The 16,074-nt window shown below is 37.9% G+C and carries 14 protein-coding genes, 3 tRNA genes and 1 pseudogene; 12 read left to right on the top strand and 6 right to left on the bottom strand.

What is annotated here, in order from left to right:
* Position 1: 1 nt before the first annotated feature.
* The 3 genes from ccpA (at position 2) to FOL01_RS06750 (ending at position 4,253) form a co-directional block, all read left to right on the top strand.
* Positions 2 to 1,012, top strand: coding sequence for a catabolite control protein A (gene ccpA, locus FOL01_RS06760; protein WP_075269919.1), 1,011 nt, complete (start codon positions 2 to 4; stop codon positions 1,010 to 1,012).
* Between the two features lie 389 nt (positions 1,013 to 1,401).
* Complete coding sequence (locus tag FOL01_RS06755) at positions 1,402 to 2,874, top strand: APC family permease (RefSeq protein ID WP_075269918.1); 1,473 nt, start codon at positions 1,402 to 1,404, stop codon at positions 2,872 to 2,874.
* A gap of 38 nt (positions 2,875 to 2,912) precedes the next feature.
* Entirely contained in the window at positions 2,913 to 4,253 is a 1,341-nt protein-coding gene (locus FOL01_RS06750) for an aspartate aminotransferase family protein (protein ID WP_075269917.1), read from the top strand.
* 69 nt (positions 4,254 to 4,322) lie between these two features.
* Here FOL01_RS06750 and FOL01_RS06745 read toward each other — a convergent pair.
* Positions 4,323 to 4,937: pseudogene (locus FOL01_RS06745) on the bottom strand (acetolactate decarboxylase); the annotation flags it as partial.
* Positions 4,938 to 5,239: 302 nt separating this feature from the next.
* Between FOL01_RS06745 and FOL01_RS06740 the strand changes: the two are divergent.
* Positions 5,240 to 6,169 carry a manganese-dependent inorganic pyrophosphatase gene (locus FOL01_RS06740; RefSeq protein WP_075269916.1) on the top strand — a complete coding sequence of 310 codons (930 nt, stop codon included), beginning with the start codon at positions 5,240 to 5,242 and terminating at the stop codon, positions 6,167 to 6,169.
* A gap of 109 nt (positions 6,170 to 6,278) precedes the next feature.
* On the opposite strand, the gene FOL01_RS11095 is transcribed toward FOL01_RS06740, so the two are convergent.
* On the bottom strand, positions 6,279 to 6,419 hold the full coding sequence (locus FOL01_RS11095; protein WP_156835002.1) for a hypothetical protein: 141 nt from the start codon (positions 6,417 to 6,419) through the stop codon (positions 6,279 to 6,281).
* Positions 6,420 to 6,791: 372 nt separating this feature from the next.
* Positions 6,792 to 7,715: a hypothetical protein gene (locus tag FOL01_RS06735; protein WP_075269915.1), complete on the bottom strand. Its 924-nt coding sequence runs from the start codon at positions 7,713 to 7,715 to the stop codon at positions 6,792 to 6,794.
* 248 nt (positions 7,716 to 7,963) lie between these two features.
* On the opposite strand from FOL01_RS06735, the gene FOL01_RS06730 reads away from it, so the two are divergent.
* Genes FOL01_RS06730 through FOL01_RS06720 form a run of 3 tightly spaced genes read left to right on the top strand, consistent with a single transcriptional unit; the run spans position 7,964 to position 9,507 of the window.
* Positions 7,964 to 8,404, top strand: coding sequence for an SHOCT domain-containing protein (locus FOL01_RS06730; protein WP_075269914.1), 441 nt, complete (start codon positions 7,964 to 7,966; stop codon positions 8,402 to 8,404).
* Between the two features lie 16 nt (positions 8,405 to 8,420).
* Positions 8,421 to 8,870 carry a hypothetical protein gene (locus FOL01_RS11360; RefSeq protein WP_237342619.1) on the top strand — a complete coding sequence of 150 codons (450 nt, stop codon included), beginning with the start codon at positions 8,421 to 8,423 and terminating at the stop codon, positions 8,868 to 8,870.
* Positions 8,871 to 8,892: 22 nt separating this feature from the next.
* Entirely contained in the window at positions 8,893 to 9,507 is a 615-nt protein-coding gene (locus FOL01_RS06720; RefSeq protein WP_075269913.1) for an SHOCT domain-containing protein, read from the top strand.
* Positions 9,508 to 9,839: 332 nt separating this feature from the next.
* Here FOL01_RS06720 and FOL01_RS06715 read toward each other — a convergent pair.
* From FOL01_RS06715 to FOL01_RS06705, 3 genes are all read right to left on the bottom strand, one after another.
* Positions 9,840 to 9,928: transfer RNA gene (locus FOL01_RS06715), tRNA-Ser, on the bottom strand.
* Positions 9,929 to 10,011: 83 nt separating this feature from the next.
* A tRNA-Glu gene (locus FOL01_RS06710) sits at positions 10,012 to 10,083 on the bottom strand.
* 30 nt (positions 10,084 to 10,113) lie between these two features.
* A tRNA-Glu gene (locus FOL01_RS06705) sits at positions 10,114 to 10,185 on the bottom strand.
* Between the two features lie 215 nt (positions 10,186 to 10,400).
* On the opposite strand from FOL01_RS06705, the gene coaBC reads away from it, so the two are divergent.
* The 5 genes from coaBC (at position 10,401) to hisS (ending at position 16,068) form a co-directional block, all read left to right on the top strand.
* The gene (gene coaBC, locus FOL01_RS06700; RefSeq protein ID WP_075269912.1) at positions 10,401 to 11,603 is read left to right on the top strand and encodes a bifunctional phosphopantothenoylcysteine decarboxylase/phosphopantothenate--cysteine ligase CoaBC; all 1,203 of its coding nucleotides are present in this window, start codon (positions 10,401 to 10,403) and stop codon (positions 11,601 to 11,603) included.
* A gap of 8 nt (positions 11,604 to 11,611) precedes the next feature.
* Positions 11,612 to 12,778: a hydroxymethylglutaryl-CoA synthase gene (locus tag FOL01_RS06695; protein WP_075269911.1), complete on the top strand. Its 1,167-nt coding sequence runs from the start codon at positions 11,612 to 11,614 to the stop codon at positions 12,776 to 12,778.
* 133 nt (positions 12,779 to 12,911) lie between these two features.
* Complete coding sequence (locus tag FOL01_RS06690) at positions 12,912 to 13,352, top strand: nucleoside 2-deoxyribosyltransferase (RefSeq protein ID WP_075269910.1); 441 nt, start codon at positions 12,912 to 12,914, stop codon at positions 13,350 to 13,352.
* A gap of 229 nt (positions 13,353 to 13,581) precedes the next feature.
* A complete protein-coding gene (locus FOL01_RS06685; protein WP_083603454.1) occupies positions 13,582 to 14,466 on the top strand; it encodes an N-acetylmuramoyl-L-alanine amidase family protein in 885 nt (294 codons plus the stop codon).
* Between the two features lie 294 nt (positions 14,467 to 14,760).
* On the top strand, positions 14,761 to 16,068 hold the full coding sequence (gene hisS, locus FOL01_RS06680; RefSeq protein WP_075269908.1) for a histidine--tRNA ligase: 1,308 nt from the start codon (positions 14,761 to 14,763) through the stop codon (positions 16,066 to 16,068).
* Positions 16,069 to 16,074 lie beyond the last annotated feature (6 nt).

Below are 16,074 nucleotides of genomic sequence, written 5' to 3'. Positions count from 1 at the left end.
AATGGATAAACAAACGGTCACAATTTATGATGTGGCACGAGAAGCCAAAGTCTCAATGGCCACAGTTTCACGTGTCGTGAACGGCAATGCAAATGTTAAAGCCGAAACAAAAGAAAAAGTCAATGCAGTGATAGCAAAGTTAGGTTATCGACCAAATGCAGTTGCTCGAGGATTAGCTTCACGACGAACAACAACTATTGGGGTGGTGATTCCTGATGTAACCAATCATTATTTTGCGGAACTAGCTCGTGGAATTGATGATGTTGCCGCAATGTATCATTATCAAATTATTTTAGCAAATTCGGATGAATCTGATACAAAAGAAGTGCAAGTGATGGAAAATCTGCTTGGTAAACAAGTTGACGGGATTATCTTTATGGGTAATACGTTAAATGATGCCATCCGTGATGAATTTAAAAAAGCCGATGTACCAGTTGTCTTAGCTGGTTTACTGGACGAGGCTGAAGAACAGCATTCAGTTAATATTGCTTACCGATCAGCAATGAGCGATGCGACGACAGGGCTACTTAAAGCAGGTCATAAAAAGATTGCGTTTGTAAGTGGTGACTTGGATCATTACATGAACAAAGCACATAAGTTATTGGGGTATCAAGATGCTTTGGCAGCTTATGATATTGCCTATGATGCGGACTTGGTTTTTGAAGGAACATATGATTATCAATCAGGCTATCAACTAGCTGATCAAATAAAAAATTCAGCGGCGACTGCTGCAATCGTTGCCAATGATGAAATGGCTGCGGGTGTCATTAATGGCTTAACTGATGCAGGTGTTAATGTGCCAGAAGACTTCGAAATTATTACTAGTAATGATTCAAAGGTGGCTGTTATCACACGTCCTCAGTTATCTTCAATTACACAACCAATTTATGATATTGGTGCGGTTGCTATGCGGATGTTAACGAAATTAATGAACCATGAAGAACTAGCGGTTAATGATATTGTTTTGCCACATGGATTTGCTGATCGTGGATCAACAAAGGATGTTAAATAAACTGTGAATAAAATTGCGCTTATTAACTGGTAGAGCACGGTAAGTGGGATGGTATTTTTCGATTATTTTTGAAAAATGCCATCCTGTTTTTTATTTTAAAAGGTTAGTCTTATAGCAAGTCTAATCGTAAAATTATAAATAAATTAGAAAAATATTGACTTTTATAATCAGCGCGGTATCATTGAAATAATCGATTGATATTTTACTATCACTACATTATAAAGCTATTATTTTTAAAATTTTTAGTGATTGAATAGTAATGCCAAAATCAATCAGAAGTATTGTAACAGGTGTTTTTTTTATTTAAAACCAGATATCTTTTTATCCTTCTGATCGTTAAATCTTAAAATTATACTTGATAAAGACACCCAAGTTAGGAGAATTTTTATATGGGGCTATGGTCAAAATTTTTGGAGCGTGAGGATGCTTCAACATATATTAGTAAAGATGCGGATATGCCACGTATCCTACATACAAAGGACTTTTTAGCATTAGGTGTTGGAACTATTGTTTCAACAGCTATTTTTACTTTACCAGGTGTTGTCGCGGCTAACTATGCCGGACCTAGTGTGGTATTTTCATTCCTTTTGGCGGCGGTCGTTGCTGGTTTTGTTGCTTTAGCGTATGCCGAAATGGCATCAACTTTACCAGTCGCTGGATCAGCTTATTCATGGATCAATGTACTATTTGGTGAGGGATTCGGTTGGATTGCAGGTTGGGCCTTATTGGCTGAATATATTATTGCGGTTGCCTTTGTTGGGTCCGGGTTATCAGCGAATTTTAGAGGATTGATTTCTCAAATTGGTATTAACTTGCCACCAGCAATATCAGGTGCACTTGATACCCATTCACTATTTGGTTGGGCATCATCGGTTAGTGGGCCTAAAGGTGGCGTTGTCGATATTGTTGCCTTTATCGCAATTATTGCCGTTGCGTGGTTGTTATCGCACGGTGTACATGAAGCATCTCGTGTTGAAGTTGTATTGGTTGTTATTAAAGTGCTAGCCGTTTTGCTATTTATTGTGGTTGGTTTAACAGCTATTCACCCTGAAAACTATTCACCATTCATTCCTGCCTACACGCCTAATGGCACAACTATTGGTGGTTTCCAAGGAATTTGGGCCGGTGTGTCTGGTATTTTCTTGGCATACATTGGATTTGATTCAATTGCTTCAAATTCTGCCGAAGCGGTGAACCCACAAAAGACAATGCCTCGTGGTATTTTGGGCTCATTATTGATTGCAGTTGTCTTGTTCGTTGGTGTTTCACTTGTCCTTGTAGGAATGTTTAAGTATACAAAGTATGTTGATAACGCTGAACCGGTTGGTTGGGCCTTGCGTGAAGCTGGTCATCCAATCGTGGCAGCCACAGTTTCAACGATTGCGGTTGTTGGAATGGTAACGGCCTTGATCGGTATGATGATGGCTGGATCACGTTTGCTTTATTCATTCGGACGTGATGGTATGTTGCCAAAGTGGGTAGGTGAAGTTACTGAAAATAAAGGATTGCCAAACCGTGGTCTACTCGTTTTGACAGTTGTCGCTGTTATTGTCGGATCATTCTTCCCATTCTCATTCTTGTCTGAGCTAATCTCTGCTGGTACGTTGATTGCGTTTATCTTCGTTTCATTAGCAATGTACTCACTACATAAGCGTGAAGGTAAAGATTTGCCTAAGGCTGGCTTTAAAATGCCAGGTTACCCAGTTACACCTGCAATTGGTGCATTACTATCAATCTGGGTCTTCTGGGGCTTGAGTACTGAAGCAAAGCTTTACGCATTGATTTGGTTCATTATCGGAATTATTGTGTACTTCCTTTATGGCGCAAAGCATTCCGTATTAAGAAACAAATCAAACAAGTAGTTATTTATTTTTATTAGGGGGGGAGTAAGTTATCAAATATGGTTGAAAATAATGATATCTTAAACCAAGAAGAACAAAATTTTGCGGGTGCGGGCCGCGTTTATTATTTTGATGTGGTGCTCGATTCAGGAAAAGGGGCCATCTTAAAAGATGTTGCTGGTAACGAGTACATTGATCTGTTAGCAAGTGCTAGTGCAACGAATACAGGTCATGCGCACCCAAAGATTGTTAAGGCTATTAAAGAACAAGCAGAAAAATTGATTCATTACACGCCAGCTTATTTTGCAACGTCGACTGAGGCTAAGTTAGCTTCAGAGTTGGTAAAATTAGCTCCTGGTGATGAAGAAGACTGGATGGTCGTATTTGGAAATTCAGGATCAGATGCCAATGATGCAGTAATTAAATTCGCGCGTGGTTATACAGGACGGACGAATGTCGTCTCATTTGTTGGCGCTTATCATGGGTCAACTTATGGTTCAATTTCTGCGTCGGCTGTTAGCTTGAATATGACTCGTAAAATTGGACCATTATTGCCTGGCTTTTACAAGGTGCCATTTCCATCACCTGATAAGCGTTTGCCTGGTGAAAGTGATGCAGATTTTTCAGAGCGCTTGTTTGCAGAGTTTAAAGAACCTTTCGAAAATTACTTACCAGCTGAAGAGACAGCGGTTATTATGATTGAAGCAATCCAAGGGGATGGCGGCATTATGGCCCCACCAGCAGGCTACTGGCAAAAAGTAGCGGCTTTTGCTCACGAACATGGTATTCTGCTAGCAGTTGATGAGGTTAATCAAGGTTACGGTCGCACAGGTAAGTTCTGGTCTTTTGAGAACTTTGATTTACAACCAGATTTGATTGCCATGGGAAAGTCGATGGCTTCTGGCTTACCATTAAGTGCTGTCTTGGGTAGACGAGAGATTATGCAAAGCCTGGATGCGCCAGCTAATGTATACACAACGGCTGGTAATCCTATCAGTGCTGCTTCAGCGTTAGCAACGCTAGGTGTGATTAAATCTGAAAACTTAGTCTCACGATCTGCCGAACTTGGTAAGTTTGCCAAGGAGTTTTTCGAAAAAGAACAAGCCGTATTTGATTTTATAGGTGATGTTCGCCTGTATGGGTTGAATGGTGGTATCGATATCATTGATCCAGAAACTGGTTTGGGGGACGAACAAGCCACTAATACAATTATCTATAACCTATTTAAGCAAGGTGTGTTGATGATTTCATTGCGTGGTAGTACTTTGCGTTTCCAACCACCACTAGTGATTAAAGAGGAAGAATTACAACGAGCATTTGATGTGATGCATAAGGTCTTTACTAGCTATCAAGCTGGTGAATTAGTTGAACCAAGTGGACGTCATCATATTGGCTGGTAATTAAAAAACGACCAACTGACCATAACGAATTGTTATGATTGGTTGGTCGTTTTCTTATGTAAAATACTTTTACTTTTCTGCCTGTGAGATAGCAGCATGCAAGCCAGCAAAGTCGACATCATGTTTTGTAAAGTCGGTATTGTTCGTTGGCAAGTGTAGGTTCAGAGTATCAAATATGTCGATCTTTAAGTCTACACTATCGGTATCAAAACTTAGTACATGGCCACCGACAGTCCGATCATCACTAATAAAGTGAATATGCCATCCGCCGGCCATCACGCCAGTGTATAGGTCATTACCAAAGTCACCAACTAGGGTACCCGTAACATTTTCATAATTGAATACGGGTTGGTTAGCAGCGACCTTACCGAAATCTGGATATGGCTTTTTCTGTTTAGGAGCAACCCGAACTTGAAGATTTTTAATCGTACCGTGGGCTTTGATTGATAGGAATGTGTTATTTAACTTTTGTTCGTTGACTAATTTTTCCAGTAATTCAAACGTTAGTGGTGTATCGTTAACTTTTACATTATTAGTTGAGGCCTTATGGGCTGAAGCAAAGGGGGTGGTTGTATTCAAATCAGTGATTTCAACTGTTTCACCTGAGGACTTTGTTTGGTAAGCATGTCCGTCAAGAATAGTTACTTCACCATCTAAGCCATGTGTTGTACCAATGCCGTCATCACCATTTTCAAGTCATTCTGAAAAGCTAAGGGTACCATCATATAAACCGGCCATGATTAGTTCTAGGGTTCCGTGTTGAAAAATTTTATTCATTGTCTACTCCATGTTCCTTATTAAATCTAAATGCTTACTTAATATCCGTACATTTAATAAGTAATTATAGCACTTTATAACTTAAAAAGAACTTACAAATTATTAATATTATTGATCGACTTTTTATTAAGCTTCTGTTTTGGTATAGAAGTGCGTGTTTATAGACTGGTATACTGAAACAAAAGATAATTGGGGGGCGGAGCAAAGATATGACAGAAGTTTATGTATTAGGACATAATCATCCAGATACGGATGCAATTGGATCTGCTATGTCCTTATCATATTTATTGAATGAAATATACAATTTTAAAGCGATTCCGGTTATCTCTCAAAAGCCAGATATAGAAACAAGGTATGTCCTAGATTATTTTAAAATACCAACGCCAGCGGTTGTTAGAACTGTTGCTAATAAGCAAATTATATTAGTTGATCATAATGAGATTGCACAATCATTAGCTGACTTTAAAAACTCAGAAGTATTAGCAATTATTGATCATCATAAGCTTGAAATTGAGACCAATAAACCAATCTATTTATTAAGCGAACCCGTTGGCGCAACAGCAACAATCATCTATTTTAAATATAAAGAATTAGGAATTAGTATACCTGCAAAAATAGCTGGCTTAATGTTATCAGCTATCATTTCTGATACTTTACTATTAAAAGGTCCAACGACAACTGAGAAGGATTGTGTGGCCTACCAAGATTTAGCTGATATTAGTGGCGTAGCTGATGTTGATAGGTATGGTACAGAAATGTTAAAAGCAGGTGCGGTAATAAATAATAATACGCCCGAAGATTTTATTAATGGTGATGTTAAAGAATATTTTATTCAAGGCAAACGCATTCGCATAGCACAAGTATACGTCACGGATATGGCACCAGTTTTAGAAAAAATAACGGACATTAAGAATGAAATGAATAAACACATTTCAAAAAACTATTGTGATTTATTTATGTTTGTTATGACAGATATTCTAAAAATCAATTCTATGATAGTGGTACTGGGGGATGAAAGGGCAATTGTTGAACAAGCGTTTAGTACTAAATCAGCGCATGATATGTGTTATCAGCCAGGTGTTGTTTCGCGTAAAAAACAGATTATTCCGCTATTGATCAAAGCCTTTTTAGCTAAATAAAAATACGCTATTCAATTAATTGGATAGCGTTATTTTAGTATGATGGAAGTTCAGACTAGTTAATTTTTGCATATTGATTATTAAAGTATATTGAAAGTGTACCTATTGATTAATTTTGAGTGGTTAACAAGTCTTGTAAGCCATCTTTATTGGTTTCTGATAGTGTTGGTGTCTCAGTTTGAGAAAGTGGTGTGACACTGGCTTTTGAGAGGCGCTTTTCATTTGTTTTAGATAAACCTTTCCAGTACATAGTATCGTCCTTTCTGAATGAAAACATAGTGTGTATGTCTATTTGTTTGTTATGATATACGACAATTCTAACACATATTGAGAGCTGCTAATTTGATGTATCATAAAATACTTTAGCATAATGTTACTGGTTTATCTTTCTAGATGTGTTAGGCCTTTATGGCTTATCAGTGTTTTTGTTGAATATTGTTTCTAACCCTCATGTACTTTTCTCAGCAGGTGGTAAACAGTTAGATGCAGTCGTTTAACAGAGGGGGATAAGTAGTTTAAGAAGGCTATGCAGGTGGCTGATATGACTGGTATTTGATGATTAAACTATAAAATAAAATCATTAAGAAAAAAGACCAGTTAGTCTGGTCTTTTAGTCTGCTATTTAGTTACCGGCTGAACCACCTTTACCAATAAGATCTCCAGTATCAACATTATAACTATTACCTTGGTCGTCATTGTGCATATGAGTACCATCTGGCAAGTAGTAATCTGCATTTGGTTCTCGGGCTTTCCTTACATAGTAATCATCATCTGATTGTTCTTCGTCATCACTATCATCATAGTCAGCGTCATCATCATAGTCAGCGTCATCATCATAGTCAGTGTCATCATCACTATCATAATCATCAGAGTCTATATCATTATTAGTACCGTCGTCTGCAGTTGCAGGTTTTGTTGTTTGATTAACAGACACGTAATAACGGAATGACTCGCTCGACATAGATAAGTCCACCTCGGAAGCTATTTCGTCTACAGTGTCTTTTGAGCTACTGTACTCTTTTAAAAGAGTAGCTTTCTGAGTTGTTGCATAATTTTCCCACCAGCTGTTACTTGCATCAGCCATCATTAGACTAGTTTCTGATGTTTTAGGTGTAGCATAGGTGAATGATCCATCATGATTATCATTAACCAGCATGGTGTGATCAGGGTCAACTGCAGCACCGCCACCTTCACCGTCATTATGGATTACCATTTTGTCTGGTACACCCGCATAGAGTGAGTAATGTGTGTTGGTATGTGGTGTCATGTTATTGATAATTGCATGATGATTAACCAACAAGGCAATTTGTGTCTTTTGTGGCAAGTCATCAAATTTTTCACTAGCTGTTTTAGCGGAGCTACTACTTGCTGACTTTGATTCTGCTTTTTTATGGTGTTTTTTACCTGTTTCAGAAGATTGTTTATTATTTGATTGCTCTTCAACTGCTGGTCTATGGTGGTTAGCAATAATTGCCCCAGATGATACACCAAGACCTAACATAATAATAATTAAGCAGGTTAACCCCAAAATTTTTTTCTTACTCATATTTAACCTCTCGTGAATTAAGTTTTCTTTAATGTTATTGTAACCCACTTTTGGCTAAAGTGTGAGAAGATAATTATTGGATTAGCTTTTGTTAAAGGTATGTGGTTGTGAGGCAGTTACTTATTTATACGATTAGGTATATTTAGTTGTCTTTTCTATACAATAAACGAATCTTACTGATTAAGTAAAATGAATAATAAGGGATAATTAAGATACGGCAATTATGCAAGTAAAAGGAGAATGGGAAATTGAAGTATGATGACTTAAAATCTTTGAAAGAGTTGTTAGATGAAAATTTAATTACTGAAGAAGAGTATAAAGTTCAGAAAGCCCATATTTTAGGCTTACCTGTTAAATCTGAAAAAGATGATGGTGGTGAAGGAACTAAGGATAATGAAAGCATAAGTTCTGAGACCAATATTCCAAAGCTGGATTCTGTTGAAAATTTAGGGACTAAGAGTAGTAGTAATGACAACACCAGCCATCAACCGTTAGAAACAGCCAGTGATGAAGAAGAGGTGACGGCTAAGAAACACCCTATAGCGGATGATGAGATAGCGAATAACCAGATTATTAGTAGGGTGGAGTCACATAATAAAGGACATTTTAAGAATGTTTGTTTAATCATACTGACGTGTATTATTGTTTTTATAATTGGATGTGTTTTAGGATACTACATTTTTAAGTAGGTAAGGGGCAAGCTCTATGAGTGATGATATTGTACAAAAAATGAAAAGTTATAAGCAAATGCTAGATGATGGGCTAATTGATGAGGATGATTATAATGTCCTTAAGCAAAGAGCTTTAACTGAACAAGCGATGGACATAAACTTTCAAAGAACATTAAAGAAGAAGGAAGAGCAAGAAAGTATACAAAGCTCTGTTAATACTAATTCTTCTGACGACCATGAACAATTATACACAGTACTTGGTTTTGGGTCAGCTCTTGTCTCACTTGGATTTGTGCCGATCCTTTTTGGTACAGCAGGAGTGATATTTGGCTATTTGCTTAGCAGGTCTGAAAGCTCAAAGCAAAAGGGGACCATTCTGATGATTGCAAGCATTGGATGTGCCATTATGGGTATGTTAATTGGTGTAGCAATGCAGGGAAGTGGACAACAAGAGAATAATTTCTTTATCTTTCCATGGTATTAATAGATAGGGGTATGGGTGTGTTATGAGTAAATTTGATGACATTAAGAAATTGAAGGAATTGCTCGACAATGATTTAATTACTCAGAAGGAGTTTGATAATCAAAAGAAATTAATTTTAGATATACCAGTTGCAACTGAAGAAACACCTAAAGCTAAAGTTCAGAAAACCAAAGAATATAATCGGATACAGGAAGAAAAACATCACAATAAGATTACTGTCATTGTTGTTTGTTCATTGTTTGCTATTTTCTTTGCTTCTATCTTAGTGGGGATTAGACATGATCGAATTATCCTCGATAAAAAGGAATTTGCCTCTGAGATAACAAGTGATACCGACTACAAAGTGCGTTACCGTCCTAAAAAACATATTTTCGAATATGTTGCCAAAGACGGAACGGATTGGCAAGATATCTTAGAGTCTAACACTGAAGAGTATAGAGATGACGATAGTGTAAGAGCAACGTTCATTCATAATTGGCGCAATAATGTTATACCGTCTATCAAAGTTAGAAGCCGTGAAAAACTGGTAAAGGGTAGTACGATTGAAATAATAGATTCAATAGATGAAAGTACAAAGCTGTTAGAGGTTGAAGACGGTGAAGTGATATATGATAAATTTGAAAATATTGAAGACTGATTTGACAAATAGATTTATCAACTAGTAACAAGTTGTAAATAAGTATTATCTGTACTTAATAAAAAGATAAACAGAGCGGAAAATGTGCTGAAGGTCTTATCTATCATTTAATATCATTACATTTAAGCGTGTAAAAGCTAAATATGATCTGTTAGTTTACTTTGTGAGTGACCGAGATATTTTTTTGACTCTATGCCAAATAGTATGAAAAAAGTAAAAGCGACCACTAATCTGATATAATCTGTCAGATTAGTGGTCGCTTTTAATAATTGATACAGGACTAATAAGATGTTCAACTAACGCCGATGTAAAGGTACTCGTAAAACCCAAAAAGGAGCCAACGGGATTTGAACCCGTGCGCCGGTTCAACACCGGTTCGGCGGATTTCGAGTCCGCTGCATTACCACTCTGCCATAGCTCCATCACAATTAAATATTATACCGATATTACACGTGTGTTTCAAGTATAAAAAAACTAGGATAAAAGATATCCTAGTAACATCAATAGCTCATCAGGGAGTCGGACCCTGGATGCCGGTGTGAAAAACCGGAGTCTTAACCGCTTGACCAATGAGCCAAAAATATAAAGTTTTTTGGTCGAAACCAATAGCTCATCAGGGAGTCGAACCCTGGATGCCGGTGTGAAAAACCGGAGTCTTAACCGCTTGACCAATGAGCCATGTAAATGTTGAATATGTTGCCTCTGCTTCAACAACAAATAATAATATACCAGATGAATTGAAACGATGCAAGGACTTATTGAAAAAATCTTGAATATTGTTATTTATCATGGTTGTCATTTAAAATAACGTGTAGCAATTTGTTTTTAATTTAAGGCTTGTTGTTCATGGTAAACTAAATGTATCTGGATTTTTAAACTAAGGAGAACAGCGTATGTTTTCACAAAAAAACATAGTATTAGTCATTAGTGGAGGTGTTGCAGCATATAAGGCTGCGTCATTTGCACGTTTATTGGTAAAAATAGATGCAACAGTGAAAGTCGTCATGACGGCAACAGCTACCGAATTTATCACACCGAAAACAATGGCTGTATTAACAAGTCAGCCCGTTTTGACAGATTTATTTGCTGATAAGACGGGAGAATCCATTGACCATATTGCTTTGGCCGATTGGGCAGATTATTTTTTTGTTGTTCCAGCAACAGCCAATATCATTGCGAAAATTGCTAATGGGGTAGCAGATGATGCGGCTAGTTCTGTATTAGCAGCTAGACATACACCCATGATCGTTGCGCCGGCAATGAACGAAAATATGTACTTACAACCTGCTGTGCAAAGAAATCTACAACAAATTAAGTTAGATGGAGACATTGTCGTTGAACCAGTTGATGGCATGTTAGCAGAGGGTTATGCAGGGAAAGGCCGTTTACCGGAGCCTCAGGAAATCTTGACGCTTAGCGAACTTGCTGTTTATCAAAAACATGGTCAGCTAAAAGATAAGCGAATTGTTATTTCTGCAGGTGGTACTGTCGAAGCGATTGATCCGGTGCGTTACATTTCAAATCGCTCGTCAGGTAAAATGGGCTATGCTCTAGCGCGTGCGGCAGCTGAGCAGGGAGCTGATGTTACCTTGGTATCAGCAACGACACAGCTTCCTGATCCAGTTGGAGTCACAACGATTCATATCCAATCCGCGCAGGAATTATCGGAACAAATGTTTGCGATGTTGCCAGAGGCGGATGCTGTTATTATGGCTGCAGCCGTTTCAGATTACCGGATGTCACAGACGGCTGAAAACAAACTCAAAAAGCAAGATTCAGGTCAACTACACTTGACCTTAGTTGAAAACCCTGATATTTTAGCTCAATTAGGTTCAGCAAAAACTAATCAGTATTTAGTTGGCTTTGCAGCTGAAACCCAAAATTTGATGACTTATGCCCAAAATAAGTTGAAGAAGAAAAATGCTGACATGTTAGTTGCCAATGATGTGTCAAAAAATCAAGTCGGCTTTGGGTATGATACAAACCAAGTAACTATTTTGACGAAGGATAATGAACCTGAGTTATTGCCACTACAGAGCAAAATCACGTTGGCTCGTGAAATTATGAAAAAAATTAGTGTTGCAATCAATGGGTAGGTAGAAAAATGACAATTATTGGAATTGATAAAATGAGTTTCTTTTCACCACATCAATATATTGATATGGTCGAATTAGCTAATGCACGTGGTGAAGAACCCAATAAGTATCTAATTGGTATCGGTCAGACGGAACAAGCCGTAATTCCAGCAACACAAGATGTTGTGACGATGGCTGCAAATGCGGCTGATGAAATGTTAACAGCTTCAGATCGTAAGAAAATTACGATGATTCTGTTTGCAACGGAATCGGGAATTGATAATTCTAAATCCGGTGCCGTTTATTTACAACGCTTACTTGGTATCAACCCTTATGCGCGAACAATCGAGTTGAAGCAAGCCTGTTATGCAGGGACTTTTGCACTAATGCAAGCTCGCGATTATGTAACCTTACATCCTGACGAAAAAGTGCTCGTGGTTGCCTCTGATATTGCCCGCTATGGTTTACAAACAAGTGGTGAAGTCACTCAAGGCGGTGGTGCTGTTGCCATGTTGGTAGCTGCTAACCCCATGATTGCTGAAATCAACCAAGATAGCCAATTCTTGTCACGCGATATCATGGACTTTTGGCGCCCTGTGTATGCCGATACTGCTAGGGTCGATGGTAAATATTCATCAAATGTCTATCAAGACTTTTTCAAAACAGTTTGGACACGGTATAAAGCTAAAACGGGGCGTGACATTGCCGATTTTAAAGCGTTAGCCTTTCACTTACCGTTTACTAAAATGGGCTTGAAAGCCTTACGGGATATATTGCCTGAAGCAACTGATGAACAACAGGTCGCATTAATGGATGAATTCGAAGCTAGCCGTGTGTACAATAAGCGAATTGGTAACCTATATACGGGTTCATTGTACCTAAGTTTGTATTCATTACTAGACAATTCACAATCTCTCAAGGCTGGTGATCGTATTGGGATGTTCTCTTACGGATCTGGTGCAGAGGGGGAGTTTTATTCACTGACTTTGCGTCCACACTTTAGTGCTGGTTTAGTAACTGGGCAAATTGATACTCTATTAGCTAATCGACAGTATGTAACGATTGCTGATTACGAAAAAATATTTAATAATCAGTTAAAAGGTGCAGCAGATCGGGAATTTGACTTCAAAGGTGATCCTGCCAAGTTTGTTCTTCATGGGTTGAAAAATGAACAACGTCAGTATATCTGCAATTAAAAATTGATAAAATGGTCAATAAGTTTCATTAAGTTCACAAATTAATCAAAAATTACGCTATTTTTAATTGATTGTTCGTCATTTATTCGATAAAATAATATCATTAAAATGATTGATAAAAGAGGATAGTACTATGAAGCGCGTTTATCTTGCTGGACCATTTTTTGATGATGAACAAATTGATCGTATTGAACGGTTAGAAGAGGCGTTGACACATAACCAGACAGTGTCTGAGTTTTTTAGTCCCCGTACGGAAGTGCATGATGAATTTGAATTTGGCTCGCCAGAATGGGCGGAGGCAATCTATAAAGGTGATAAAGATCATTTAGATCCAGCTGATGTGGTTGTGGCGGTTATTGATTATGATAATGAGCACGTTGATCCAGGGACAGCGTGGGAAATTGGTTATTCTGAGGCAACTCAAAAACCAGTAATTTTAGTCAAGGAAAAAGAAGGTGCTATTAATTTGATGATGTCTGTACCAGCGCATGCTGTTGTGACAGACGTTGCGGATATTGCGACCTATGATTTTGATGAATTACCTGCAAGTAAGTGGACGGGTAAGGCTTTTTAAAAGACTTCGGTCTATACTGAGTTAGATTACAATGATGTACTAGAGGATGGGACAAAAAATGTTCCATCCTCTTTATGGTTAAAGTTCACTATTGGTGATTTTAAAAATTTAAATCATATATGCGTTCTAAAAACAATTTTTGTCTAGCTCTTTTTTATGAGTTTGTATCGCTATTTAACCTAAAAAAGGGTAAACTAATTGGTATATAACCAGAATATGAGGTCAAATCATGAAAGATTTAATACAATTATTGCGACAGTGGTTAATGAAATTCTGGGTGCCGTTAACAATTGTGATTGTCATGCTTGGGACGGCGATTTCGTTGACAGTTGTGTTGTTACATAAACAGCAAGTGACTGTGCAAATTCCTAATTTGACATTGCGAAAACAAAAAGGTGTTCAAAGTGCGCCAGTTTCAGTATTAAAAAAAGGTGAACATTTACAAATTCTAAAAAAGTCTGAAGGTTGGTATCAAATTCGTCGGGAGGATGAATCAACTGGTTGGGTGGCCGGCTGGTTATTACATAGGCAAAAACCGTTAAAGACAGTAACCCCATTATCAGAAACAACTATTGTTCTTGATCCAGGCCATGGCGGTTCTGATGTTGGTTCGTTATCGACAAATAATAAATACGAAAAAACATACACGTTACAGTTGGCAAAGCGTGTTGCTAAACAATTACGTCAACGTGGTGCTCGGGTGATTATGACTCGTAATACAGATAAATTAGTTTATTTGGCTAAAATACCTAAAGTAGCAGAAGATAATCATGCAGACATGTTTATTTCGTTCCATTTTGATTCGTCACCCGAACCAAATTCAGCCACAGGTTATACGTCGTATTACTATCATAAAAATAATGGGTCGTACGACCTTGCTAGCAACATTAATGCTGAGTTATCACTACCGTTGGTTAATAAAGGTGTTGAATATGGTGATTTCTTGGTTATCCGTGATAATTCCGTACCGGCAGTTTTGCTTGAAAATGGCTATATGAATTCAAAAGATGATTTTAAGTCAATTAAATCAAAGTCTTACCAAGACAAGATTGCTAAGGCGATTCCAGTGGGAATTCAAAATTATCTAAGTAATCAAACAACAACGGCGCAATAGGATGTTTACTTGACGGCATTTTAGAACTATAAGATAATAAGATGTAATAAATAAAACCGATGAGAAAGAAAACTCATTAAGAATAACCAAAGCGAGCGGAAATAGGTGAAAGTCCGTGTTGTTGTTTTTGAGGGGACACTTTTAAGGTCACAATTTTTGTGCGTGGAGTCACGTTACGGCTATTAGCCAAAAAACAAGGTGGTACCGTGCTGTTGTGATAAGCACCCTTGACGATGTTTGCGATATCGTTAAGGGTGTTTTTTATTTTATGAAAATGAATAGGAGAAGAGTTTTATGGCAAAGCAATTATTTCAAAAGCCAAAGGGGACAGCTGATTTACTACCTGCTGAGTCAATCAAGTGGCACTATGTAGAAGAAACAGCTAGATTATTATTCAGCGACTACCAGTATGCAGAAGTTCGCACACCAATTTTCGAGAACTTTGATATTTTTGCACGATCAGCTGGAGATACTTCAGATGTTGTGACAAAAGAAATGTATGATTTTAAGGACAAGGGAGATCGACACATTGCGCTACGTCCTGAGGGAACAGCCGGTGTAGTACGTGCTTTTGTGGAAAATAAACTATTTGGACCAGAACATGCTAAGCCATACAAACTATTTTATGTTGGACCAATGTTTCGCTATGAGCGACCACAAGCAGGTCGGATGCGTCAGTTCCATCAAATTGGGGTTGAAGCACTAGGTTCAGAATCACCAGCTCTTGATGCTGAGGTTATTGCAATGGCTGTTGATTTTTTCCAGACCTTAGGGATTACTAATCTAAAGGTTAAGGTTAATTCATTAGGTGATAAAGATTCTCGTGAAAACTACCGCCAAGCATTGATTGATTTCTTAAAGCCACACTTTGATGAATTATCACATGACTCTCAAGAACGATTAGAGAAAAATCCATTGCGTGTTTTGGACTCAAAAGATGCGAAGGATCAAGAAATTGTGGCTGATGCACCATCAATTTTGGATTATTTGACGGAAGATGCGCAAAATCATTGGCAAAAAGTCCAACAGTATTTGGATGCTTTAGGCATTGATTATGAAATCGATGAAAATGTGGTTCGTGGCCTTGATTACTATAACCACACAATTTTTGAAGTGATGACGCAGTCAAAGGCTTTGGGGCATGGCTGGTCAACGATTACTGGTGGTGGTCGCTACAACGGCTTAGTATCAGAGTTCGGTGGCCCAGAAATGGCTGGTGTTGGTTTTGGAATCGGCTTAGAACGGCTAATGTTATTGTTGGAATCAGAAAATGCACCTCTACCAGAAAAGAATAAATTAGATATTTATGTAGCTAATCAAGGGCAGGATACTGATATTACAGCAATGCAAATGGTACAAGCCATTCGTTCATTTGGTTACAGTGCGGATCGCGATTACGAAGACCGCAAGCTAAAGGCGCAATTCAAGACAGCTAATCGTTTAAATGCACGTTATATGATTACCATTGGTGAACGTGAGCTCGCTGAGCAATCTGCTCATTTGAAAGATATGACCACTGGTAAAGAAACTTCTGTGAAGCTTGCTGAATTGTACACTAACTTACCAGAGTATATAAAATCACCTGAAGATGAAGGAGAATAAGCAATA

The sequence above is a fragment of the Weissella thailandensis genome (assembly GCF_001932615.1).
Taxonomy (GTDB): domain Bacteria; phylum Bacillota; class Bacilli; order Lactobacillales; family Lactobacillaceae; genus Weissella; species Weissella thailandensis.
This window is presented reverse-complemented; position numbering and strand designations above follow the sequence as displayed.